Origin of the sequence: Allobosea sp. BE125, from assembly GCF_031456075.1 — a bacterium.
Lineage (GTDB): Bacteria > Pseudomonadota > Alphaproteobacteria > Rhizobiales > Beijerinckiaceae > Allobosea.
In genome coordinates this window covers 188459-211981 of sequence record NZ_JAVDTY010000011.1, presented here as the reverse complement: position 1 = coordinate 211981, position 23523 = coordinate 188459, and the positions used below count along the sequence as shown (strand labels likewise).

The window sequence follows — 23523 nt, the reverse complement described above, 5'->3', positions numbered from 1 at the left end:
CAAGAGTGGAAGAGCTGACGGCCGGCTTTACTTCGCCGGCTTCACCGACATGGCGAGCATGAACTGGTCGGCACGGCCGGCGACCGCCAGCTCGGACTTGAAGGCCCAGATGCCGCTTTCGAAGTGCAGCGGGATGAAGGCGCCGTCAGCGAGGACGAGCGTCATCGCCTGCTGCAGCAACTCGGCGCGCTTTGTGTCGTCGAGCGTCGTCACCGCGGCGCGGATCACCTTGTCGAATTCGTCGTTCTTGTAGCCGCCATAATTCGAGCCGCCGAGCGTCTTGGCCTCGTTGGGGGTCGGCGGCCACTGCCGCAGGAAGGAGGCGGCCTCGCCGGTCCCCGAGCCCCAGCCGCCGAGCGCGACGCTGAATTCCTTCTTGGCGCGGCGCGGGAAATAGATCGCCCGCGTCATCGCGTCGACCTCGGTCTTGATGCCGATCTGGGTCAGGTACTGCGCGACGGCCTGGGTGATCTGGCTGTCGTTGATGTAGCGGTCATTGGTCGAGGACAAGGTGAGCTGGAAGCCGTTGGGGTAGCCGGCCTCGGCCAGCAGCTTCTTGGCCGCGGCCGGGTCATAGGCAAGCTTGGGCGGGTTCGCCAGCGTGCCGGACATGCCGGTCGGCAGGTACTGGTAGGCCGGCTCGGCGGCGCCATCCATGATGCGCTTGACGATGGCGTCGCGGTCGATCGCCAGCGACATCGCCTTGCGGACGCGGGCGTCCTTGAGCGGGTTCTTGCCGTCCGGCGCCTTGACGAAGGGGCTCTCGTCGCGGGCGACGTCGAGCTGGAAATAGATCACCCGGGTCGAGGGCGTGATGACATGGCCGAAGCGCTTGTCACCCTTGATCCGGGCAAGGTCGCGCGCGGCGGGGTTCTCGATCACGTCGTAATCGCCGGCGAGCAGGCCGGCCAGCCGCGGGCCGGCATTGGTCACCGGCAGGAATCGCACGGTTGCCCATGGCTCGGCAGGGCCCCAATAGCTCGGGTTGCGCTCAAGCTCGATCGCCGAGCCACGCACATAGCTCTTCAGCTTGTAGGGCCCGGTGCCGATCGCGGCCGTGCCGTCGTTGAAATTATTGACCGCAGGCCAGGGCCCGGTGACGCCGCAATTCTTGGCGACGTCGTAGCTGATCGGGCCATGCTCGACGATGGAGGCCGTAAGGATCGGCAGGCCCGAGAGCAGGGTCGGCAGCAGCGGCTCGGGCTCGGTCGTGTTGATGACGAGCGTGTGCGCATCCGGTGTCTCGACCGAGGCGAAATTGCCGGTGATGTCGGCGAAGGAACCGGAAACCTTGGTCTCGTTCTTCAGCGTGCGGCAGAAGGTGAAGACCACGTCCTCGGCGGTGAAGGGCTTGCCGTTCGTGAACGTCACACCCTGGCGCAGCTTGAAGGTCCAGCGATTCTTGCCGTCATTCTCCCAGGACGCGGCAAGGCCGGGCCGCAGCGCCTGCTTCTCATCCTGAAGCACGAGCCCGTCGAAGATATGCATCGCGAGCGCGTTGTTCGGGGTGAGGTCGTGATAATGCGGATCGACGGCGGTCGGCTCCGAGGCGAGCGCGATGCGTAGCGTCTGCGCCATGGCCGGCGCGCTCATATTGGCGCTCAGCAGGGTGGCGCCGAGCAGGATGGTGATGAGCGCGCGTTGACGCATCGATTTCGTCTCCGTTCCCTGAGCCTGTCGTTTCTTTGACAGCTTTATTTTCAGGAGTTAGGAAACATGAAAATGATCCGACGTCAATCAGTGGGAATGCCATGTCACGCGCCCTGAAGCCGACGACGGATCTCGCCAACCGCATCGCCCAGATCTACCCCTCGCTCAGCGAGGGCCATCGCAAGGCGGCCGACTTCGTGCTGCAGAGCCCGCTCGATTCCGCAACCGTGACGATCGAGGGGCTGGCCGAGAAGAGCGGCACCTCGACCGCGACCGTGACCCGCTTCGTCCGCGCCCTGGGCTACCGCAATTATGGCGACTTCCGCGCCGCCTTGTCGGCGGCGCTCAAGGTCGCGATGGGGCCGGTGGAAGGTCTCGCCGATGCCCGCGCCACGGCGGGCTCGGTCTTCGCCACCATGGCGACGACCCTGGAGCGTGAGGCCGCTAATCTCGACGAGGCGATCGCGACGCTGGAGGAGGAGACGGTCAACCGCGCCATCGCCCTGCTCCTGAAAGCGCGCCGCGTCTTCATCGTCGGCTCCGGCGCGAGCTATTATGTCGGCGCCTTCCTGGAGGACGGGCTCGCGCTCTATCTCGACGCCGAGGTCGTCTTCGCGTCCTCGCGCGGCGGGCCGGAACGCGCCGTCCGCCATATGCTCTCGGCCGGGCCCGACGACGTCGTCATCGCGATCTCGCTGCCGCGCTATTCGCGCAACACGCTCGAGCTCGCCAAGTTCGCCAGGAAGCGCGGCGCCGTCCTGCTCGCTTTGACCGACGGAGCGTCATCGCCGCTGGTGCCGCTGGCCGACATGACCTTCTTCGCCCCGGCCCGCAACAGCTTCCTGCCGAACTCGCCGACCGCCGCCTTCGCCGTCGCCGACGCGCTGATCACCACGCTGGCCCGCGAGCGCCCGGACGCGGTCGAGGCGCTGAAGGGCCTGAGCGAGAGCTTGCTCTGGACCTTCCACTATTAGCCCTGCGCCCACCGCGATTGACCGCGAAATCCGGCGCCCGTCATCTGCGGGAAAATGCCCCGGAAGTGATTGTTTGGAATCTCCCTGAGCCCTCATCCTGAGGAGCCATTCCCTTGGGAATGGCGTCTCGAGAGATGCTTCAGGAGGCTCCCCAACCGTCTGGACCATCCTTCGAGACGCCGCTTACGCGGCGCCTCAGGACGAGGGCTCGAATGTCCAAACGGGCTCTAAGCTCTCCGTGAAGAGTATGGGATACCCTAGTTGAGGTTCAGCCCGAGCTCACGGATGAGCGGCACCCATAATGTCCTTTCGGACTGGATCAGCTGCGCGAATTCCGCAGGCCCGCCCGCCAAGGGCTCCACGCCCAACTCGTTCATCCGCGCGCGCAAGGCAGCGTCTGCCAAGGCCGCCGCGTGAGCCTGGCCAAGGATTCCCGCCACCTCGTCGGAGGCCTTCCCGGTCGTCATCAAACCCTGCCATGCATAGGCTTCGAACGCCGATCGGCCATAGGCCTCGTCGATCGTCGGGACGTCCGGCAAACCCGCCAATCGCTTGGGCGAGCACACGGCGAGAGGGCGAACCTGGCCCGAGCGCATCAATTCGCCGCCTGCGGCATAGTCGACCATTCCGGTTTCGACGCTGCCTGACAGCAGGTCGGCGATCATCGGCGCCATCCCGCGATAGGGCACATGGGTCAGGCGCAATCCAAGATCCCGTGTCAGCCTCGCCATGGTCAGGTGATGCGGAGAGCCTACTCCAGGCGAACCGAAATTGAGGCCATCTGCCGTCGACTTGGCGCGCTCTGCGAAATCTTTCGCGCTCGCGATCGGCGATGAGCGTGCTGCGGTCAAGACGAGATGGAAGCGTGCGAGCAGCCCGATCGGCCTCAGGTCGCGATCCGGATCAAAGGGGAGTTTTGCGAAAAGGGCGGTGTTGTTGACCAGCGTGCCGTTATCCGCAGTCAACAGGGTGTAGCCGTCAGGAGGCGCCTTTGCCACCGCATCCGCCCCGATATTGGTCGATGCACCCGGCCGGTTCTCGATGACGATCGCTTGACCCAGCTTCGCGCTCATCGCGCTGCCCACGAGGCGCGCGATGATGTCGGCTCCGCCGCCCGCAGCGTAGGGCACGATCCATTTGACCGGCCGGTCCGGATAGGCAGCGTATGCCTGCGAAGCCAAGGCCAGGGCGCCAGCGCCGGTTGCCGCCAGGAAGCTTCTGCGTGTCAGTGTGTTGGTATCGGTCATCGTCTCCCCCTTTGTGATGTCTTCTTGTAAAACTCGGTTGCGTGACCCCGGGATTGGCTGTGATCGCCTGCCGCGATGCCGGGGATGGCTGACGTCATCGGCCTGCATCACGGCGCCGCCTGGATCTGGGCGCGGCACTCGCCAAAACCGATCGCGGCGAAGCCGGGCCGGCGGCAGCGGGCGCGTAAGGTAACCTCGTCGCCATCCTCGAGGAATTGCCGTTCCTCGCCACCTGGCAACAGGATCGGGTTCCGCCCACCCAAGGTTGCTTCCAGGAGCGAGCCGGCCTCAGTGGGCGCAGGGCCCGATATCGTTCCGGTTCCGATGAGATCGCCGGACCTGAGGTTGCACCCGCCGCTGGCGTGATGAGCCACGATCTGGGCTGCCGTCCAATACATGTAGCGCGCATTCGAGAGCGCCAGGCTGTGGGCGGCGAGCTCGTGCATGGCCATCCTCCGGCTCGAAATCAGCACCTCCAGCTCGATATCGAATGCCCCGCTCAGCCTATCATCGGCATCGACGAGATAAGGAAGCGGCGACGGGTCGCCCTCGGGACGCGCCGGCTGGGCTATCGCATAGGGCGCCAGCGCCTCCGGCGTGATGATCCAGGGCGATACGGTCGAGCTGAAGTTCTTGGCGAGGAAGGGCCCCAGGGGCTGATACTCCCAAGCCTGAATATCCCGGGCCGACCAGTCATTCAGCAGGCAGAAGCCGGCAATGTGCTCCGACGCCTCCGCAATGGGAATTGGGCTTCCCAGATCGTTGCCAGGACCGATCCAGATACCCAGCTCGAGTTCGTAGTCGAGCTTGCGGCAGGGGCCGAAATCAGGCGGCGAACCTCCCTCGCCCCTGGTCTGCCCGTTGGGTCGGCGGACGGACCCGCCGGATGCGCCGACGGAGGATGAGCGTCCGTGATAGCCGATCGGGACATGCTTATAATTGGGCAAGAGCGGGTTGTCGGGGCGGAAGAGCTGGCCGACGTTTCTTGCGTGATGGATGCCGACAAAGAAGTCGGTGAAATCCCCGATCGTGACAGGCAAGGGCAGGCTGCAGGAGGAGGCATGGTGCAGCATCGGCTCCACCCTGGAGCGCTCGACCGCGCCCGTCCGAAGCAATTCGGAGAGCCTGGTTCTCAACGCGCGTCGTGAGGCTGAGCCCAATGCCAGGGCATCATTGAGCACCCCGCTGCCGGCGGCCTCCACGAACGCCGCACTCCCGCCCGACAGCAAGCCCGCGCTCAAAGCGGCGGAAAGGTCGAAGATGCTGTCGCCGATCGCCGTGCAGGGCCGCCTGCGACCATCCTCGGCCGTGAAGATGCCGACCGGCAGGTTCTGGATCGGGAAGTCGGCATGACCATTCGCCGATGCCACCCAGCTCGTCAGCTGGATATCGTGCGTTTCATCGATACGCTGTCTCATGGGGTCACTGTTTGCTCGGACGGGCCGATCCATTCAGGTCGCATTCCATGCGCGCAGAGCTCTGCGCGCTGCAGGGCGCTTATCGCGGTTCGCGACGTTCCGGATCGAAATGCTTGGCGAGCTTGGCTCCGTAGTTGCCATAATCGCGCTGCAAGGTGCCGTTGCCAGCGGCGTAGGGGGTCACGGCCTGCGGGAAACGGCTCTCGAACATGAAAGCGAGGGTGTTCTCGAGTTTGTGGGGCTTCAGCTCGCTGTTCGAGGCTTTTTCGAAAGCGTCGACATCGGGACCATGCGGCAGCATGCTGTTGTGGAGGCTGATGCCGCCCGGCACGAAACCGCCTTCGGTCTTGGCGTCGTAGACGCCGTAGACCAGCCCCATGAACTCGCTCATGACATTGATGTGGTACCAGGGCGGCCGGAAGGTGTTCTCCGCCACGAGCCACCGGTCGGAGAACAGGACGAAGTCGATATTGGCGGTGCCCGGCGTCTCGGAGGGCGAGGTCAGCACGGTGAAGATCGAGGGATCGGCATGATCGAACAGGATTGGGCCGACAGGCGCGTACCGACGCAGATCGTATTTATACGGGGCATAGTTCCCGTGCCACGCCACGACATCGAGCGGTGAATGGGCGAGATCGCAGGCCCAAAGGTTTCCGCCCCATTTGACCATCATCTTGCCCCGCGCATCCCGGTCCTCATAGGCGGCAACGGGCGTGAGGAAGTCGCGCGGATTGGCAAGACAGTTCGCGCCGATGGGGCCGCGCTCCGGCAGGGTCAACGCGCCACCATAATTCTCGCAGATATAGCCGCGAGCCGATCCTTCGACGAGTTCGACAGTGAACTTGATGCCACGAGGAATGACGGTGATTTCGCCGGGCTCGATCGCGATCACGCCGAATTCGGTTCGAAACCTCAGCCGGCCCTGCTCGGGCACGATCAGCATCTCCGCATCGGCATTGTAGAAATACTCGTCCTGCATCGAGCGTGTGGCGACATAGACATGGGCCGCCATGCCGCTTTGCGTGCTGACATCGCCGCAGGTCGTGATCGTGCGAATGCCCTCGATGAAGGAGATCGGCTCGCTCGGGATCTCCTGCGGGTCCCAGCGCAGCGGCCCGATCGGCAGATCCGCGGCCGGATGCGGCGCCGAACACCACAAACCGGGAGCCATCCTGCTGAAACGTCCCCAATGCGCCACGGTCGGGCGGATCCGATACAGCCAGGATCTCTCATTGGTGGTGCGCGGTGCCGTAAAAGGCGAGCCCGAGATCTGCTCGGCATAGAGGCCGTAGGGACATGTCTGGGGCGAGTTGCGGCCGACCGGCAGGGCTCCGGGCAGCGCCTCGGTCTCAAAACCGTTGCCGAAACCCGACATGTAGCCCGCCGTAATTCCCGAGCCCGACGCGATCTGGCCTAGGGGCGATGGTGCTGGAGCGTTCATGGTCGCCTCTTTGGTTCGCGGTGTTCGATCTTGAAGCAGATGGCAGCGCGATGGCTCACTCGGCATCCGCCTGCTTGTCAGGGGCGGCATCAGTAAAAGCGGCGAGCGCCATGCAGCTCGCTTCTGCCGCCAGCAGGCGTGGCACGCTCGACAGATCGCAGCCGAAGCGGCGGGCGTTGGAAAGCTGCGGAACGAGACAGATGTCCGCCAGAGTGGGCGAGGCGCCAAAGCAGAACGGCCCCGGCGCACCGGCTAGAAGCGCTTCGCAAGCCTTCAGCCCGTCCGCGATGACATCACGCGCCCAGCTCGTGACCTCGGCCTCGGGTAAACCGAGTCTCCGGAGCCGCGCCAGAACCTTCAAGTTCTGCACGGGATGGATGTCCGCCGCGATAGCCAGTGCAAAGGCCCGGACGAGCGCGCGAGGCAGCGCATGCTCGGGCAGCAGGGGCGGCACCGGATGGGTTTCCTCCAGCCATTCGCATATCGCCAGCGACTGCGTCAGAACGCCTCCGGCCAGCTCAAGAACAGGAACCAATCCTTGCGGATTCAGCTGAAGGAAATCCGGCGCACGCTGCTCGCCATGGCGCAGATGGTGGAAGACATGCGTCGCCGTGAGGCCCTTGAGGTTGAGCGCGATGCGCACGCGCCACGCCGCGCTCGAGCGAAAATAGCCGTGGAGGGACAGCGCCCCCGCTCCCGGCCCGCCCGAATGCGCGGTATCTGCTGGGAGGCCCGAGCGATCCGGATCCTGCGCTGTGCCGTCGCACGCCACGACTTCCCCCTAGGTGCAACTGGAAACGTTGGATACGATATCAATATCCCGACCGGTTAATATCATTTCATATGAAATCAAACAAGCCGCCTGACCGGACATTTTCCCAGAGGGGCGATGGGAAGGATCCGGATATGTCTGCTGCTTCGGACGAGCCGCTGGTGCTGGCGCGTTTCCTGCCCTACCGATTCTCCATCCTGGCCGAGCGCATCAGCCGCGCCTTCGGAGCACGCTACGGCGCCGCCTTCGGCCTCGGCATCCCCGAATGGCGGGTGATGGCCGTGCTCGGCGAGTTGAGCAGATGCTCGACGAAGGAAATCATCGCCCGCACCGAGATGGACCCCGTAAAGGTCAGCCGCGCAGCCGGCCGGCTGGTGGATCTCGGCCTCGTTCAGCAAAAGCCGCACCCCGAGGACAAACGCGCGCAGATGCTGAACCTGACCCGCAAGGGGGGCGATGTTTACGGCAGGATCCTGCCGATGGCGCGCGCGCTCGAGGCTGAATTCACCAGCGTTCTGGATGCCGAGGAGCGGCGCGCCTTGGATGTCATCCTGACCAAGCTACATGGCAGCGCGGGGCGCCTGCAGGACAATTCCTGAAGACCGGGTCGTGGTCGGCGCCAATCGCGACCGACAAGACGCCCGTGATCGACAAGACGTCCGCCGAAATGCTGGAGGCACATATCGGCGGACGTCTGATCGCGGATCACCGCCGGCACGCGAGCGCCCGGATGCGGTCGAGGCGCTGAAGGGGCTGAGCGAGAGCCCGCTCTGGACGTTTCATTATTAGGCGGACCGGCCGGTTTTGGGGGTGGGCGGCATTCGGGTTGCCGGTCCGCCCGCATTGGGTGCCCTCTTTGGCTTCAGCCCACCCCGAATTTTGCAGAATTCTGTTCACGACGCTGGTCCAGGCGCGCAGGGATGCTGGCGTCGCACATGCTCAACTGGCGGCGCGCATCGAGCAGCGGCAGACATTCGTGTCGAAATACGAGACGGAGAAGCGGCGGCTCGATACGGCGGAGTGCATTGCGATCGGGCGGGCGATTGGGGGGAGCCATAGGGCGACAATGCGTAAGGCAGAATGGCCTGCATTGGTAAAATAGCTCAACGTGACCGAGATTGGCCCCTTGCGGACCCTCCCAAGGTCCGGGTTCGGGCAGGCCGGCTGGCCGAACGACTAGAGGCCGGGGCCGCCTTTCAACACCTCTGGAACTTCCGCGCGCCGCTAGCCGGGTTCGGGCTATCGCCGATCCCTTACGCCAATTCGAGCGGCCCAACCCCCAGTGACCGAGCCGTGACAGGACGAGCGCATGTCAGGCTCTAATACTGCTGGATGTTGCAAGGTTGCGAGAGGCAGCTTGCATCGAAGCTCCGAGCGAGCTCAGCGAGGCTGATCGTACTTAAACGCGTGAGCAAGAGCGTCTCAGCCGCCGCGAGCGCGTCTGCCAGCGCATTGTTGACGGCCTGCTCGACAGCGCATTCGGGATGGGCATGCTCGTTGCCGATAGCGAAAAGCCGTGGGCCACCAACCGCCCGGTGTATATCGAGAAGCGAGATCTTTTCGAGCTCGGCGGCGATCGCCCAGCCCCCGCCGTGGCCCTTCTCCGAGTGGACGTATCCCGCCGCTTTCAGGCCAGCCATCGTGCGCCGGACCACGACAGGATTCGTCCCCAGCATGCGAGCGATGGCGCCTGAGGTCATCGGGCCGTCGTGGCGAGCCATGTGCAGCAGCACGTGGAGCATTCTTGAAAGGCGACTGTCGTAACGCATGCCACAATCATTCTCGTCCCCCCTGGCATTGGCAAGGCAGAGCTATCAAGTTACTAATGAAGTTACATGACTTGTGAGGTCACATGAAGCGCGAGTTCGAACGTGCCGATCATTGGGATGCGACGGCCCGGCATTATGAGAAGACCGCGCATCCGTTTACCGCACGCTTCGCCGAAGCGGCACTGGCAAGGGTGAAGCTGTCGCCTGACAAGCGCGTGTTGGATGTCGCAGCTGGCACTGGCGCGCTGGCGTTCGCGGCCGCACGAACCGGCGCGCAGGTGCTTGCCACCGATTTCTCTGCGGGCATGGTAGCGCGCATCGCGGCTGCTGGGCTTCCCAACGTGGATGCGCGGGTCATGGACGGCCAGTCGCTCGATCTGCCTGACGCCGGTTTCGATGCGGTCTTCTCGATCTTTGGCGTCATCATGTTTCCCGACTGGCGAAAGGGTTTGGCGGAGATGGCCCGCGTGACGCGCCCGGGCGGGCATGGCGTGGTCGCGACCTGGCAAGATCGCGGGGCAGCGACCTTCCTGCTACTCGGCGAGGTGCGCGGGAGGCTATTCCCCGAGCGCAAGAGCATGACGATGCCGGAGGGGATGCTTGCGTTGAGCAAGCATGACAATTTCGCTCGCGAGCTTGTCGCCGCGGGTTACCGCGATGCGCAAATTGAGTTCGTCACTTACGACTATGAGCTCGACGTCTCCCAGCTTGCCACGCCTGATACGCTGTTCGGCATGTCCCCCGACTGGGCCGAGCTGAGCGGAGACGAGAAGGCCGCGGTAGTCGATGAAGTCCGGCGAATGGCTGGCGACCGGTCGGTACTCCCTGTTCCCTCCTCGGCCTTGGTCGCTGTCGCGAAACGATAACACGGTCGAAAGCGAACCTCATACGCATCCGAGATCGGGTCGGGAGCGGCCTTTCGACCCGGCAGCGCGGAAGGTCTGCGCTTCCTGGCGAGGATCCAGCTTCCGCTAGTTGGCGCTCGCTCGACGAGCCCCCTGCGTTCGCGGTCGACGACTGGCCCGGCGTGGTTTGCGGCCCGTGCTAGGGCGGAAACACCTGCGCGACTGGATCTCCTTTCCATCTGGGCGAGTGTCCGAAAGCACGTCTGAAGGCTTGGCCGAACGCGCTCTGCGACGTGTAGCCAACATGCGCCGCGACACTCGCGACGTTCCCGGTGCCATCGCTCAACATTTGGCGGGCGAGAACCATGCGCCAATGGGTCAGGTAATCAAGTGGTGGGCGACTGACTCGGCTCGTGAAGCGAGAGGAGAAGGCTGAGCGCGACATGCCGACGCGTGCTGCGAGCATCTCAACGGTCCAGGGACGGGCCACCTCGTCATGCATCAGCCGTAGCGCCTCACCAATCCGGCGGTCTGCCAACGCGCCGATCCAGCCGACGCATGCCTCGCCGTGCTCGGAGATGTAGGCGCGGACCGCCTCCACGATCATGACTTCGGCTAGGCGTGCCGTGATGAGCGAGCCGCCGATGCGAGCCTGTCCGATCTCGGCTTGCAGGAGTTCCAGGGTACGGGAGACGGCCATTGCCGACGGGGACGTCCTGGCTATCCGCATAAATACGGGAAGCGCGTCGAACAGGAACGTCGCGTCACGGCTCTCGAACGCGATCCCCCCACCCAACATGACCGTCTCGTCGCCTCGCAACCGGACGACCTCCCGGGTCGGATCCTCGTAAAGCGCCATGCCATCGACCGCTGCGATCGCGGGATCGCTTGCAATGGCGTAGGGCGTGTCGCCGATCAGGAAGACGTCCCCGGTCTCCAGATGCTGGGTCGGCTGGCCAGGGAGCAGGACAAAGCACCTTCCGCGTAACAGCGCGACGAATTTGAGCCGCGCCTGTCCTGGAAATGCCAATGCCCAATCGCCGGAAGCTTCGAAACGCGTGCGACGCACGCTGCGTACCCCGAGCGCTGCCAGCACCGCAGACAGGGGATCGGAAGGGCGATTGGACGATCGCGACAGTATCATGGCGTATCAAGCATAGATCATCCTGTGATGAGCTTCTAGGCTTTGCCGGAGGAGATCGAGCATGAGCATCGAAAACAAGGTCGTCGTCATCACCGGCGCTAGCAGTGGAATCGGTCGCGCCACCGCGCTTCTGCTCGCGTCGCGGGGCGCCAAAATCATCCTGGGCGCGCGACGCGAGACCCTGATCGCCAGCCTCGCGGAGGAGATCGTCAAGTCCGGCGGTCAGGCTTTTTTCCGGCCGACCGACGTGACGCGGCGCGGCGACTTGGAGGCGCTGGTGGCCCTGGCCTGCGAGCGCCATGGCCGCCTCGACGTGATCGTCAACAATGCCGGTATCGGTCCGATCTCGCGTTTCGACGCGCTGAGGGTCGATGACTGGGATGCGATGATCGACGTCAATATCAAGGGCGTCCTCTACGGGATCGCCGCGGCCCTTCCAGTCTTCGGAAGGCAGGGGAGCGGCCATGTCGTCAACGTCGTCTCGACCGCCGGCATCAAGATCCTGCCAACGATGGGCGTCTACGCCGCGACCAAGAACGCGGTGCGTACAATCACGGAAGCCTTGCGGCAGGAAGCCGGACCCCATCTCCGCGTAACCGAGATCTCCCCAGGGATGATCGCGACCGACTTCGCCGAGTCCATGACCGATGAGGCGGTGAAGGCAGCGATCCAGAAGCGCTCTTCCGCCATCGCGATTCCACCTGAGGCCATTGCCCGTGGCATCGCATTCGCGTTGGAGCAGCCTGCGGATGTCGATGTCGGCAGCATCGTGATCCGCCCGACCGCACAGGACTGACTGCAACGCCCCAAGGTACGACAGCGTGCAGTGGCCAGCCACTGACGCTCCGTGGCGAACCCAAGTGGGATTGGCTGCGGCTTTGGATCGAAGTATTCGCACTGGCCCTGGCAGGACATGTCAGCTTCGGGGGGAAGACCGAATGTCTGGAGTTGGCGCTTGCTGCATCTTGATCAGGCCTTCACCGCGTCGATGAACGCGCGAAGCCCTGCCGACATGTTCCGGCGGCTGGGATAGTAGAGGTAGAGCCAATCCTCGGGCGGGCACCATTCGTCGAGGCAGCGGATCAGGCGGCCGTCGAGGATCTCTCGCTCGGCCCGATTCTCCCAGACATAGGCCAGTGCCGCGCCCGACAGGGCGACCTGGACCATCAGCTCGTGATCATCGAGCGCGATCGGCCCCGTCGGGTGATAGGCGATCGCCTCGCCCTTCAGCTCGAACTCCCACGGGTAGCGGACGCCGCTCGGATACATGTTCTGCACGCAGACATGCTCGGAGAGTTCGCGCGGGGTCATTGGCATCGGCCGCTCGGCGAAGTAGGCGGGTGAGCCGACGATGGCCATGCGTAGTCGAGGCCGGATCTTCACCGCCACCATGCCCTCGCGCAGGCTTTCGCCGAGCCGGATGCCAGCATCGAAGCCCTCGTCGACGATATCGACGAGCCGGTCGGTCGCCACGATCTCGACTTGGAGCTGCGGGTTGGCCTTGACCAACGGACCGATCACACGGCCGAGGACAAAGGGCGCGATCGAACTCGGCACGTTCAGCCTGACTTTGCCGAAGGGCGTGTCGCGGAAGCTGTTCAAGGCATCGAGCGCCGCAACGATATCCGCGAAGGCGGGCGAGAGCTGTGCGTGCAGCACCCCGCCGGCATCGGTCAATGAGACGCTGCGGGTCGTGCGGTTGAGCAGCCGGATGCCGACGCGCTCCTCCAGGTTGCTGACGGCATGGCTGATGGCAGACGCCGTGACACCGCGCTCCTCCCCGGCTCGGCGAAAGCTCAGGTTCCGCGCGACGGCGTCGAAGGCGGAAAGCTCTGAGAGTTCTGTCGCACGCATTGATGATCCTCATTCAGCATCATGCGAAGAATTACCGATCTAATCGCGGAAGTCGAGTTGCGCCACCTTCGCGTCATTGCAGCCGGCATCCCGCCGGCCGATCACCGGACGGAGGTTTCCATGGCCGACTTCACCTTGCCCGCTCGCAACACCGCTTCGCCCTTCGCCGACCTGCGCGGCCACCATGTCGCGCTGCGCGTGCCATCCTTCGACGACGCGATCGCGTTTTATGTCGGAAAGCTCGATTTCCGCATCGTCCACCAATGGCCCTATGCCGACCAGAAGCTCGCCTATCTGGCGCTGCCCAATGACGACCACTTCATGATCGAGTTGCTGGCGGGTGGCGATCCGCTGCCGACACCGGCTCCGACCTATGCCGATCTCGGCGACAGCCTGCGCCAAGCCGGCCTGCACCATTTCTGCATCAACGTCGCCGACATGGATGCGAGCGTCGCGGCACTGCGGGCCCGGGGCGTCACGGTCGTCACCGAACCGTTCAAGCTCGACGACATCAGTCGGAAACTCGCCTTCATCGCCGACCCCTTCGGCAACCTGATCGAACTCGCCGAGGTCGTCTGACCATTTCGTGCGCCGAAATCTTCGGCGCGCGCCTCATCCCCTTCACTCATCTGGAGTTCCTCCCATGCCGCAGACATGGCTCATCACCGGCTGCTCGACCGGCTTCGGCCGCGCGCTGGCCCAGCACGTCGTCGCGCTCGGGCACAACGTCGTCGTCACCGCCCGCAACCCGGCGCAGATCGAGGATATCGCGACCGGCCACGCAGAGCGCACCCTCGTCCTCAAGCTCGACGTCACGCGGGAAGCCGACATCACAGAGGTCGTCCAGGCGGCCGAGGCGCGCTTCGGCCGCATCGACGTACTCGTGAACAATGCCGGCGTCGGTTATTTCGGCGCCTTCGAGGAAAGCGACATCGGCGCAGTGCGCGCCATGTTCGAGACCAATGTCTGGGGACTCGCGCAGATGTCGCGCGCCGTGCTGCCAGGCATGCGCCGCCGGCGCACCGGCACGATCGTGAACATATCCTCGATCGGCGGCCTGCGCGCCTTGCCCTCGCTCAGTTTCTACGCAGCTACGAAATTCGCGGTCGAGGCGCTGTCGGAGAGCCTGTCTCGCGAGGTCGCACCCCTCGGAATCAAAGTGCTGATCGTCGAGCCCGGTCCGTTCCGGACGGACTGGGCGGGCCGCTCGCCGGGTCACACCGGCACGTTCATCGACGATTACGCGGATACAGCTGGTGCCTTCCGCCGCACCATCACCGGCTATGACGGCCAGCAGCCGGGCGATCCCGAGCGCGCGGCGCGCGCCATCGTCATGGCCGTCAATGCGACCGAGCCGCCGCTGCGGCTGCTGCTGGGCAAGGCCGCGCTCGCCGGTGCGCGCGAAAAGCTCGCCGAACTCCGGACCGACTTCGACGCCTGGGCCACCGTCACCGAGGGCGCAGACTTTCCGGCTGCCTGAGGTGCCGGACGAGGCCCAATCCTGTTCAACTCACATTCAAGGATAACCATCATGTCGAAAACCGTTCTCATCATCGGAGCGGGTCCGGGTATCGGGCTCGCCACGGCTGAGCGCTTCGCGCGCGAGGATTTTCGTGTCGTGCTGGCCGCTCGAAACGCCGACAAGCTGAAGGGCATGTCGGATACGCTGTCGGGGCACGGTGCCGACGTCGTCGAGGAGATCGTTGACGTCCGCGATGCTGCCGCGGTCGACGCGCTGGTCTCCCGTTACGCGCCCGACATCGACGTACTGCACTATAATGCCGGCGTACTGCGTTATAGCGACGGGCAGTTGCGCACAGACCCGCTGGGCGACTTGGCCGTCGACACGATCGAGGACGACGTCGCCGTCAACATCACCGGCGCTCTCGCCGCACTTCGCGCCGCGCTACCCGCATTCTACGACCGTGGCTCGGGATCGATCCTGCTCACGGGCGGGGGACTTGCCACCACGCCCCATCCCGATCTGCTGACGCTCAGCGTCGGCAAGGCCGGGATCCGCGCCATGGCTCAAGGCTTGTTCGAGGTCAGCCGCGGCCACGGCGTCCATGTCGGGGTCGTCACCGTGGCGAAGTTAGTCAGCCCGGCTAGTGCGGACGCGGAGGAGGTCGCCGATCTGTTCTGGGGCCTTCACGCGCAGCCCAAAGCTGAGTGGGCTTGGGAAGAGCTCTATTCGTGATTCATCGATGCTGCGCTTCGATGTCATCGCAGCATTCGACACGCAAACTCAGCTGAGGGCGCGCCAATCGCGATCCGACGCGCGCGCTCGTCGCGTCCTCAGCGAATGCAACTCCTGCCTTGCAGTCTCGACATCGACGGTTCTCTGGCCCTCGTCGAATGCCTTATAGACCGGTCGGAGCGTCGCCTCTGCCTCATCGTAGCGTTTTGATCGTGACCGCAGATGAGCCAAGCGTGTCGCCGAGCGAAGTTCCCAGCCGCGCGCCGAGACATCGCGTGCCACGGCAATCGCACGGTCGAGAAGCGCCTCGGGGTTCGCACTGCCGGGTTCCGACACGAGCAGGATGTCTGCCTTCACGCGAAAGATCTCCGGGAGGTGCAGCGCGCTTCCACTGTCGATCGCGAGTTGTTCGCAGGACTCGATGACGTCTCGCGCCTGCCCGGCCTCTCCGCAAGCGAGCAGACCCTGCGCCGTGGCGATCATGAGCGGCGCAGTGAAAAGGCGATAATGCGCGTCATCGAGACCCCGCATTGCCGACCTGATCTGCGCGACACCGCCCTCCGGATCTCCTGTCGCGATCGCGACCTCGCCCCTGAACGCGCCAGCGAGCGCGGCATAGGGGCGAAGCGTACCGTGCTCGGCCGCGTCCTCGAGGCGCTTGATGTAGTTCAGCGCCTCCCCCCAGTCGCCACGCCAAATGAAGATCGGCGGGATGCCACTCAGTGCGACGGCCCGATGGAGCTTGAACTGTGACGAATCCACCTCGCGCACCGAAGCGCGTGCCATCGCCGCTGCTCGATCCGGGTAGCCCCGGAGCCACAACGCATGCGCCCGAATGATGCGGGCACGATTGGGATGGGTCGAATAGGAGGCGTAGCCGGCATGCGAGGCATCGGCCTCGACCAGCCCGATGGCCTCGTCGAGATGCGCCGCGACGGAGTCAAGTTGCCCGACCTGATGCAGCGAAACGCCCAGCGACAGATGAGAGGCGGCCAGCGCCAGCGGATCGGACATCGTCCGGGCGATCGCGAAGCTGTTTTGCGCGACGACGAGACCTTGGATGAAGTCCGCTCGCCGGCAGTACAGCACATGGAGATCCGCAAGGATCTCCAGCTGTTGTCGGCGTTCCCCGAATTTACTTGCGAGTGCGAGGCCCCTTTCGAAGGCCCCTTTGGTGTGCTCGCTATTCCCGCTGGAGTACATCAGCGCCTGAGCCAGTGCGGTCTGGAGACCCATTTCTGCCCTGGACCCGATCTCCTCCGGATCGAGCCGGGCGAGCGTGGCTTCGCAGACTGAGCGGCATTCCGCGAGCAGCGAGAGCGTCAGAAAGAGGCGGGCACTGCCGACCGCGAGAGGGGTCAGGACGCGAGGAACGCCATGCGGGCCGAAGCACCAATCGAGAGCGGCTCTTACATTGGGGATGTCGTCCTCGTCGGCGGACTGACGTAGGGGATCGGGCGCGACCCGCATGTCGGACCAGCGCAGAAATTCGGCAAAATAGATCGCGTGCCGCCGCGCCGCGGCCTGGAGTTCGTCCCCCGACGCCTCGGCCAGCAGATAGGCTCGCGTCGTGTCGAGCAGGCGGAAGCGCCTGGCTCCGTCGTGTCCGCTTACCGAAACCAGCGACTGGGCGACGAGGTCGTCCAGGATGCGCTCGACGTCGCATTTATCGGCCTCGCCATCCGATGCAACGGCACAGGCGGCTGCCAAACTGAAGGGGCCGACAAAGACGGCCAGCATGCGGAGTACGACCTGCGCGGGGCCATCGAGCAGATCGTAGCTCCAGGCGATCGTCTCCGTCAGTGTTCGATGGCGGCGCGCCGCCGTCCTCCTGCCGCCCCGTAGCGGCGCGAGCTGCCCTCTGAGCAACCCGGCGAGCGCCTCCAGTCCATATGTCGGCAGCCGTCCGGCGGCGAGCTCGATTGCCAGCGCGATGCCATCGAGTTGGCGGCAGATGCCGGCTATCAGCGCGGCGTCCGTATCGACCAGCCTGCGTCTGCTGCCCGCTGCGGCCGCTCTTTCGACGAAGAGGCGCGCCGCCGGATTCGACAATACGCCGTCGAGCGTCGTCTCTTGCTCCGGGGTCGGCAGTTCGAAGGGCAAAAGCGGATAGACGCACTCCTCCTCGAGCCGAATGGCCTCTCTGCTGGTCGCAAGTAGTCGTACGGTCGGCACGTCATCGACGAGGCGCTCGACGATCTCCGCCGCGGCGCCGATCAGGTGCTCGACGCTGTCGAGGATGAGGAACGCCTCTCGAAGACGAAGCCGCGCGACGATGTCCGGCATCGGATCGGCCCGTTGCACGGCAAGCCCGATCGCCGACGCGATCGCACTTTTGATAAGCGCATCGTCTTGGATCGCGCCCAGATCGATGAAGTGGATGTCGCCTGCGAACTCGGATGCGAACGCGTGCGCTGCCGCGACGGCAAGGGTCGTCTTCCCGATGCCGCCCGTTCCAACGATTGTCACGAATCGTCGCGAACGCATGCGATCGAGTAATTCCGAAAGCTCGGCTTCGCGCCCGATGGCGCGGGCCAATCGGGACGGTAATCGGATCGATCGATCGTCCGTCGGCGCGGGGCCTTGATAGGCTGCCTGCCGATCGATCGGCGTGACGGGCGCCACGAAGCAGTAGCCCTGTCCCGGCACGGTCGCGATGAAGGCGTTGTCGCTCGTCTCGCCGAGATGGCGGCGGAGTTCGACCAACTGAAATCGCAGGCTGCCCTCGCCGACGGGAATCCCCGACCAGACCTGCGCCCAGATCTCCGGTTTCGAAACGGTGCGGCCGGCGTTCTCGACGAGAAGGCGCAGAAGGTCGAATCCGCGCGCGCCGAGCTTGACGGGGACGCCTTTCCGCTCGACCCGGCGCTCCGCCGAGAAGAGACGATGATCGCCGAAGCCGTAGTCATATCGGGATGCGCCGCGATCGGGCCTCATCTCATCTGCTCCTGACCGCGCTGTCTCATCGGCCCGTTTGAACGAGGGATCAGAGACTAGCAGAGCCAGAAGGCCTCGGGCTCGCACAATATCGTTGGAACGCCTTCTGCCGCCGCTTCAGGTGGGCGGCGGCGGGAGAAGGCGAGTGGACCGGCTCGGTAAGTGGAGCCACGGACAACCTCAGCCGGACGGGCAGTTTGCGCCGGTGGCGATCCAGGCTTCGATCAGCGCCCCGAACTGCGCCTGCGTGCCCGGTGCGGGCTCACGGCCGTCGCCCGGATGCCACGCCCAGCCGACGAGGTGGTCCTCGGCCAAGTGGGATTTGATCTGCGCGAGCGAGCGCCCGCCATTCCGACCCGGGTCCTTGATCTGCTCGCAGATCTGACCGAGCGTTCGACCCTGCCAGGCCATGGAAGCTGGCGCGAGCCCCCAATGGGGCGCGCCGGGAATGGTCTTGATGCCGGCGCTGAGCGTGGCCGTGTTCTCCTGGCGATGACAGGTGGAACAGGGCAACCCTGGCGCCCCTGTGCCCATGTCGCCCGCAAACATCGGCGGAACATGGGGATGCAGGTTCTCGGCCTGCGTCGGTCGGCGGGTGGCGGGGTGGCAGTTCATGCAGCGTGGATGCTGAAGCACCTTGCCCACCTCCGTGAACAAGGCGATCGAGCGCTGGTTCGCGTCAGCGATCGACGCAAAGCTGGCGGAATCCTGGAGCGTCTTCGACCCTGGCTGAGCGCTGGCATTATCGGACTGCAGCAGTTCGATGCCGAACAACGCCGCCGCTGCCGCGACGAGACCGATCAAGGCCGTGCGGGCCGTGTTGGAGCGGAGCCATGCTGGTTGGGTGGTCATGCTGTCTGCACCATGGCGGGATCGAGCGGGAGAGCGAGGAGGCGTTTCCCGGTGATGCTGCGGATGGCATTGAGCACTGCCGGAGCAACGACCGCCGTACCGGGCTCCCCGACGCCTCCGGGTTCCTCTCGGCTGTCCATGACAACCACCTCGATCGTTGGCGCCTCGTTCATGCGCACGACTGGGTAGTCGTGGAAATTGGACTGCTCGACCTGGCCGTTGCGGACCGTAATCTTGCCGTAGAGCGCGGCACTCAGCCCGAAGATGATACCGCCTTCTATCTGCTGCCTGACGATGCCGGGATTGACCGCGCGGCCGCAGTCGACGACGCAGGTCATGCGGGGTACGCGGATGCGCCCCTGCTCGTTCATGTCGACCTGCGCGACGAGCGCGATGTGGCTCCCGAACGCCGAAAGGATCGCGACGCCGCGAGCGCTGTTGCGCGGCAAGGCTCCGTCCCAGCCGCTTTCCTTGGCCGCACGATCGAGAACCGCCAGCATGCGCGAACCAGGCTCCAGCAAGGCCCGTCGGTAGTCCACCGGGTCGCGGTCGGCCCGATGGGCCAGCTCGTCGACGACCGATTCGACGATGAAGCCGTTGCGGGTGTCGCCCACACCCCGCCAGTTCCCGACCAGAAGGCCGCTCGGCGGGTCGTTGCGAACGAAATCCACGGACAGGTTCGGCAGGACATAGGGACCGTACGCGCCGCCCGTGACGTCGAGATCGATGCCGTTCCTGAAATAGCCCGGCAGGAACCAGGCCATCACGGCCGGGCCGACAATGCGGTGGTCCCAGCTCACCGGCATGCCGCGCTCGTCCAGCCCGACCTTGACCCGACTGTGGTTGTGGAAGCGGTAGGAGCCCTGCCGCATGTCCTCCTCGCGGCTCCAGGTCACCTTGACCGGCGCATCGACCTGTCGCGCGATGAGCGCGGCTTGCGTGATCCATTCCGACTGGAGCCGGCGCCCGAAGCCACCACCGATGAGGTGGTTGTTGACCCGCACCGCTTCGGCCGGAAGATTCAGCGCCTTCGCGACGTCGTTGCGAGCCCGGCCCGGTGCCTGGCTGCCAACCCAGATCTCGCATGAACCAGGCCGGACATGCGCCGTGCAGCACAATGGCTCCAGGGCGGCGTGGGCAAGCATCGGCAGGCGGAAGTCCGCTTCGTAAGTCATCTTGGCTGCGCTCATCGCGCGCGCCGGCTCGCCCTTGGTCTCTGCGATCAGTCCCTGTGTTCCGAGCGCCGCGTCGCATGTCGCGACCAGTCCGGCGGTGTCCAGTGACGCATTTGCGCTGTCCGACCATTCCGGCTTCAAAGCCGCGAGACCCTTCCGAGCCGCGCCCGTATGGTCGGCGACGACGGCGATCGCATTGGCAAGTTCGACCACCTTCCGAACCCCCCGCACCGCCAGTGCCGGCGCGTGGTCGACGCGCCTCAGGGTCCCGCCGAACACCGGGCAGGCCATGACGCTCGCATAGCGCATTCCCGGCAACCGGACGTCGATTCCGAAGATCGCCGATCCGTTGACCTTCGCCGGGGAGTCGATGCGCGGCAGGGTCTTGCCGATGACCCGTAGCGTTCCGGCTTTGAGCGGCGGATCCTGAGGAACCGCCAATGTGCGGGCGACTTCGACGAGAGCTCCATAGCTGACCCGGCGGCCGCTTGCAGGATGTACGACCCGGCCCGCCTCGGCATGACAGGCGACAGCGGGGACAGACCAGCTGCGCGCCGCCGCCTCGACCAGCATCATACGTGCTGCCGCCCCCGCTTGCCTCATCGGCTTCCAGGCGCCGCGCAGGCTGAGTGAACCGCCCGTGATCTGCTCGCCCAGCAAAGGGCTGGCGTAGAGCACGTTATCGCCGATCGCGTGTTCGATTTTCACGGCGGATGGCTCGATCTCCAGCTCCTCGGCAACCAGCATCGCGACCGACATCAGCGCACCTTGCCCCATCTCGGCATAGGGGACGACGAGGGTGACCGTGCCATCGCGATCGATTCGGACGACGCTGTTGGGCCGAAACGACGACGCGTCCGCCGATTGCGCCATGGCGGTCTTGTCTGAGAGACGGAAGCCCAGCGCGAGTTCGCCCGCAAAGCCAGCGGCGATGGCAAGGAGGGCGCGGCGGGTCGGCGCAAAAGCAGAATTGGGCGCGTTCATGTCAGGGAGCCTTGGCCGGAAGCGGAAGGTCGGCGGCGGCCTGCTTGATGGCGGCGCGTATCCGCCCGTAGGTCCCGCAACGGCAGATGTTGCCCGACATGGCGGCGTCTATGTCGGCGTCGTCTGGGGTGGATTTGGCTTCGAGCAGCGCCGCTGCCTGCATGAGCTGCCCTGACTGGCAATAGCCGCACTGGACCACGTCGACCGCCAGCCAGGCCTTCTGCAAGGCTTGGCCCGTCGTGCTGCCCTCGAGTGCCTCTATCGTCAGGATCGGTTGCTCGCCGATATCGCCGACGGGCGTGACGCAGGCGCGCCTGGGCTGACCGCCCACGTGAACGGTGCAGGCGCCGCACATCGCGATACCGCAGCCGAACTTCGTGCCGGTCAGTCCGAAAACGTCTCGCAGCACCCAAAGCAGCGGCGTGTCAGGGTCGACATCCGCCTCGCGCCTGCTGCCGTTCACCTGGATCAACATCGGCCGTCATTCCTTTCGTGCCCGAAGGCGCCACGTATCAGCATGCAGGCTGCCGTCGCGGCCGTCAGGTTAGGAGTTGCTAGATCGCGTTAGCCGGGTCGCCAGAGCGCCAAAGCTCAGTGGCGAGTGTCGCCTGTCGGCTCACCGGAGCTGGTGCGCTCGTCCCGAAACCGACGAAGGATCGTATCTCCCAGCCAAGGCCCGACAGCCTCCCGGTCCAGCCCATTCGGGACGACGGCCTCATCAAGGGCGATCAAAACCTCGATCCCGATATCCCAGAAGACCGGCATAGAGCCTGCGGGTGCAGCGTGCGGAACATGGCCAGTGAGATAGGCCCGCAGTGCCCGCTCGTCGTCTCCCAGGACGATGTCGCTGGGCTTGCCGTCGCTGATGACGATGAGGGCCGGCCCATGGACCGTCGGTGCAATCGCGTAGCGAGGCCTTTTAAGAAAAGCATGACTGGCCGCCGCGACGAGGCCGGACAAGCGTCCGAGGCTTGTGAACCGGTGCAGGTCTGCCAAGCTCGAACACATGTCAGATCTCCTGTGCGGCGACGGGTCGCGCGGCGCCGTCTCTGTCGATGGAGGAGTGAAAGGGGGGGCCTCGGAAGGCCTTCGCCTTGAGGCGGACGGCGTGGCTCAGGCTGCGACTGCGAAGTCGGTACTGATGGAGGCCTCACGCCATAGCGCGAGCTCGCCGGCCACGAAGGCGTTCTTCGCCTCGATCGCGGCGACCGTGTCGCTGCCATAGGGCATGCGAAGGGGCGGATTGGCCGATCCGGCGAGCGTCAGGATCGCCTTGGCGAGCTTGGCAGGATCGCCTGGCTGGCGATGGCTCAGGCCGGCGGCGTGCTCTCGGACCAGTCCGGCCGTCCCGTCATAGTCCGCGATCCGCGACTCGCTGACGCTCAGCGAGCGCGCGTCGAGGAAGTCGGTCCGGAAATAGCCGGGCTCGATGATCGTGACCTTGATGCCGAGCGGCTCCAGCTCGGCGGCGAGCGCCTCGGAAAGGCCTTCGACGGCGAACTTCGTCGAGCAATACACGCCAAAACCGGCCCCGCTGCGATAGCCGCCGATGGAAGAGATATTCAAGATCCGCCCGCTTCGAGCGGCGCGCATATGTGGCAGCACGGCGCGAGTGACGTTCAGCAGGCCAAAGACGTTCGTCCGATAGAGCGCCTCGATCTCGGTGCTCGTCGCTTCCTCGACCGCTCCCAGAAGGCCGAACCCGGCATTGTTGAGGAGGACATCGATCCTGCCGAACCGCTTTATGGCCTGGTCAGCGGCGACCAAGGCTTGGCTTTCGTCGGTCACGTCGAGCGCAACCGCCAGAAGACTGGGATGCTCGCCGAGCGAAGCCGTGACCGATTGAGGGTCGCGAGCAGTGGCGACGACTGCGTCACCATTGTCCAACGCAAGCTTGGCGACGAGGGCCCCGAAGCCCCGGGATGCGCCGGTGATGAACCAGGTTTTCATGGTCGTCGTCCTTCCGTTCCGGCGGATTGCCGATGAACGAGAAGTAGCGCACCGTTTTTCGAGCGATAATCGTCCTAGTCGTCAGCGCAATAATGATTCTGGCTCAGCAATGAGCCTGCCACGAAGTTTGTAACTCTGTCTTCTACCGGTCACGGGCACGCTCCTGCGGCCGGGCCTGTTTGCATATTTGGCACGGGCGAACGTCCGCGTAGGCGGCTGTCACGGGCCGCAACTGGGTCAGGATTGCCCCCGAAGCATGCGGATGTGGACGTCCGCTTTCTGGCGATGTGCCAACTACTGCTTACGGCGCGAAG

General features: G+C 65.1%; 21 protein-coding genes. 7 read left to right on the top strand and 14 right to left on the bottom strand.

The window, feature by feature from the left end:
* Positions 1-27 precede the first annotated feature (27 nt).
* Positions 28-1650, bottom strand: coding sequence for an ABC transporter substrate-binding protein (locus J2Y55_RS23145; RefSeq protein WP_310158323.1), 1623 nt, complete (start codon positions 1648-1650; stop codon positions 28-30).
* Positions 1651-1751: 101 nt separating this feature from the next.
* On the opposite strand from J2Y55_RS23145, the gene J2Y55_RS23140 reads away from it, so the two are divergent.
* Entirely contained in the window at positions 1752-2624 is an 873-nt protein-coding gene (locus J2Y55_RS23140) for a MurR/RpiR family transcriptional regulator (protein ID WP_310158321.1), read from the top strand.
* A 257-nt stretch (positions 2625-2881) separates the two neighbouring features.
* On the opposite strand, the gene J2Y55_RS23135 is transcribed toward J2Y55_RS23140, so the two are convergent.
* The 4 genes from J2Y55_RS23135 to maiA all read right to left on the bottom strand — a co-directional run bounded on the left by J2Y55_RS23135 (position 2882) and on the right by maiA (position 7415).
* Entirely contained in the window at positions 2882-3979 is a 1098-nt protein-coding gene (locus tag J2Y55_RS23135) for a Bug family tripartite tricarboxylate transporter substrate binding protein (protein WP_310158319.1), read from the bottom strand.
* A complete protein-coding gene (gene fahA, locus J2Y55_RS23130; protein ID WP_310158317.1) occupies positions 3979-5289 on the bottom strand; it encodes a fumarylacetoacetase in 1311 nt (436 codons plus the stop codon). The genes J2Y55_RS23135 and fahA overlap by 1 nt, the downstream gene beginning before the upstream one ends.
* Before the next feature lie 79 nt (positions 5290-5368).
* Positions 5369-6730, bottom strand: a complete 1362-nt coding sequence (hmgA, locus tag J2Y55_RS23125) for a homogentisate 1,2-dioxygenase (RefSeq protein ID WP_310158316.1) — start codon at positions 6728-6730, stop codon at positions 5369-5371.
* Positions 6731-6785: 55 nt separating this feature from the next.
* On the bottom strand, positions 6786-7415 hold the full coding sequence (gene maiA / locus J2Y55_RS23120) for a maleylacetoacetate isomerase (protein WP_310158384.1): 630 nt from the start codon (positions 7413-7415) through the stop codon (positions 6786-6788).
* Between the two features lie 248 nt (positions 7416-7663).
* Between maiA and J2Y55_RS23115 the strand changes: the two genes are divergently transcribed.
* Positions 7664-8101, top strand: coding sequence for a MarR family winged helix-turn-helix transcriptional regulator (locus J2Y55_RS23115; RefSeq protein ID WP_310158315.1), 438 nt, complete (start codon positions 7664-7666; stop codon positions 8099-8101).
* Between the two features lie 720 nt (positions 8102-8821).
* Here the strand turns inward: J2Y55_RS23115 and J2Y55_RS23110 are convergent.
* On the bottom strand, positions 8822-9271 hold the full coding sequence (locus J2Y55_RS23110; protein WP_310158314.1) for an Rrf2 family transcriptional regulator: 450 nt from the start codon (positions 9269-9271) through the stop codon (positions 8822-8824).
* Between the two features lie 83 nt (positions 9272-9354).
* On the opposite strand from J2Y55_RS23110, the gene J2Y55_RS23105 reads away from it, so the two are divergent.
* Positions 9355-10137: a class I SAM-dependent methyltransferase gene (locus J2Y55_RS23105; protein ID WP_310158312.1), complete on the top strand. Its 783-nt coding sequence runs from the start codon at positions 9355-9357 to the stop codon at positions 10135-10137.
* Positions 10138-10315: 178 nt separating this feature from the next.
* Here the strand turns inward: J2Y55_RS23105 and J2Y55_RS23100 are convergent, their stop codons facing one another.
* Entirely contained in the window at positions 10316-11260 is a 945-nt protein-coding gene (locus J2Y55_RS23100; protein WP_310158311.1) for an AraC family transcriptional regulator, read from the bottom strand.
* Between the two features lie 61 nt (positions 11261-11321).
* Here J2Y55_RS23100 and J2Y55_RS23095 point away from each other — a divergent pair, with 61 nt between their 5' ends.
* Positions 11322-12056 carry an SDR family oxidoreductase gene (locus tag J2Y55_RS23095; RefSeq protein WP_310158310.1) on the top strand — a complete coding sequence of 245 codons (735 nt, stop codon included), beginning with the start codon at positions 11322-11324 and terminating at the stop codon, positions 12054-12056.
* A 173-nt stretch (positions 12057-12229) separates the two neighbouring features.
* Here J2Y55_RS23095 and J2Y55_RS23090 read toward each other — a convergent pair whose 3' ends face one another.
* Positions 12230-13114 carry a LysR family transcriptional regulator gene (locus J2Y55_RS23090; RefSeq protein WP_310158308.1) on the bottom strand — a complete coding sequence of 295 codons (885 nt, stop codon included), beginning with the start codon at positions 13112-13114 and terminating at the stop codon, positions 12230-12232.
* Between the two features lie 120 nt (positions 13115-13234).
* On the opposite strand from J2Y55_RS23090, the gene J2Y55_RS23085 reads away from it, so the two are divergent.
* The 3 genes from J2Y55_RS23085 to J2Y55_RS23075 all read left to right on the top strand — a co-directional run bounded on the left by J2Y55_RS23085 (position 13235) and on the right by J2Y55_RS23075 (position 15311).
* Entirely contained in the window at positions 13235-13693 is a 459-nt protein-coding gene (locus J2Y55_RS23085) for a VOC family protein (RefSeq protein WP_310158306.1), read from the top strand.
* 64 nt (positions 13694-13757) lie between these two features.
* Complete coding sequence (locus J2Y55_RS23080; RefSeq protein ID WP_310158304.1) at positions 13758-14594, top strand: oxidoreductase; 837 nt, start codon at positions 13758-13760, stop codon at positions 14592-14594.
* Positions 14595-14645: 51 nt separating this feature from the next.
* Positions 14646-15311 (top strand): SDR family NAD(P)-dependent oxidoreductase, encoded by a 666-nt coding sequence (locus J2Y55_RS23075; protein WP_310158302.1) that lies wholly within the window; start codon positions 14646-14648, stop codon positions 15309-15311.
* Between the two features lie 48 nt (positions 15312-15359).
* On the opposite strand, the gene J2Y55_RS23070 is transcribed toward J2Y55_RS23075, so the two are convergent.
* The 6 genes from J2Y55_RS23070 to J2Y55_RS23045 all read right to left on the bottom strand — a co-directional run bounded on the left by J2Y55_RS23070 (position 15360) and on the right by J2Y55_RS23045 (position 23209).
* Positions 15360-18248, bottom strand: a complete 2889-nt coding sequence (locus J2Y55_RS23070) for an ATP-binding protein (RefSeq protein WP_310158300.1) — start codon at positions 18246-18248, stop codon at positions 15360-15362.
* A gap of 180 nt (positions 18249-18428) precedes the next feature.
* Positions 18429-19100, bottom strand: a complete 672-nt coding sequence (locus tag J2Y55_RS23065) for an Isoquinoline 1-oxidoreductase subunit (RefSeq protein ID WP_404979013.1) — start codon at positions 19098-19100, stop codon at positions 18429-18431.
* Positions 19097-21259 (bottom strand): xanthine dehydrogenase family protein molybdopterin-binding subunit, encoded by a 2163-nt coding sequence (locus J2Y55_RS23060; protein ID WP_310158298.1) that lies wholly within the window; start codon positions 21257-21259, stop codon positions 19097-19099. Before J2Y55_RS23060 ends, J2Y55_RS23065 begins: the two co-directional genes overlap by 4 nt.
* A gap of 1 nt (position 21260) precedes the next feature.
* Positions 21261-21734, bottom strand: coding sequence for a (2Fe-2S)-binding protein (locus J2Y55_RS23055; protein ID WP_310158297.1), 474 nt, complete (start codon positions 21732-21734; stop codon positions 21261-21263).
* A gap of 116 nt (positions 21735-21850) precedes the next feature.
* The gene (locus tag J2Y55_RS23050) at positions 21851-22267 is read right to left on the bottom strand and encodes a hypothetical protein (protein ID WP_310158296.1); all 417 of its coding nucleotides are present in this window, start codon (positions 22265-22267) and stop codon (positions 21851-21853) included.
* Between the two features lie 105 nt (positions 22268-22372).
* On the bottom strand, positions 22373-23209 hold the full coding sequence (locus J2Y55_RS23045; protein WP_310158294.1) for an oxidoreductase: 837 nt from the start codon (positions 23207-23209) through the stop codon (positions 22373-22375).
* Positions 23210-23523 lie beyond the last annotated feature (314 nt).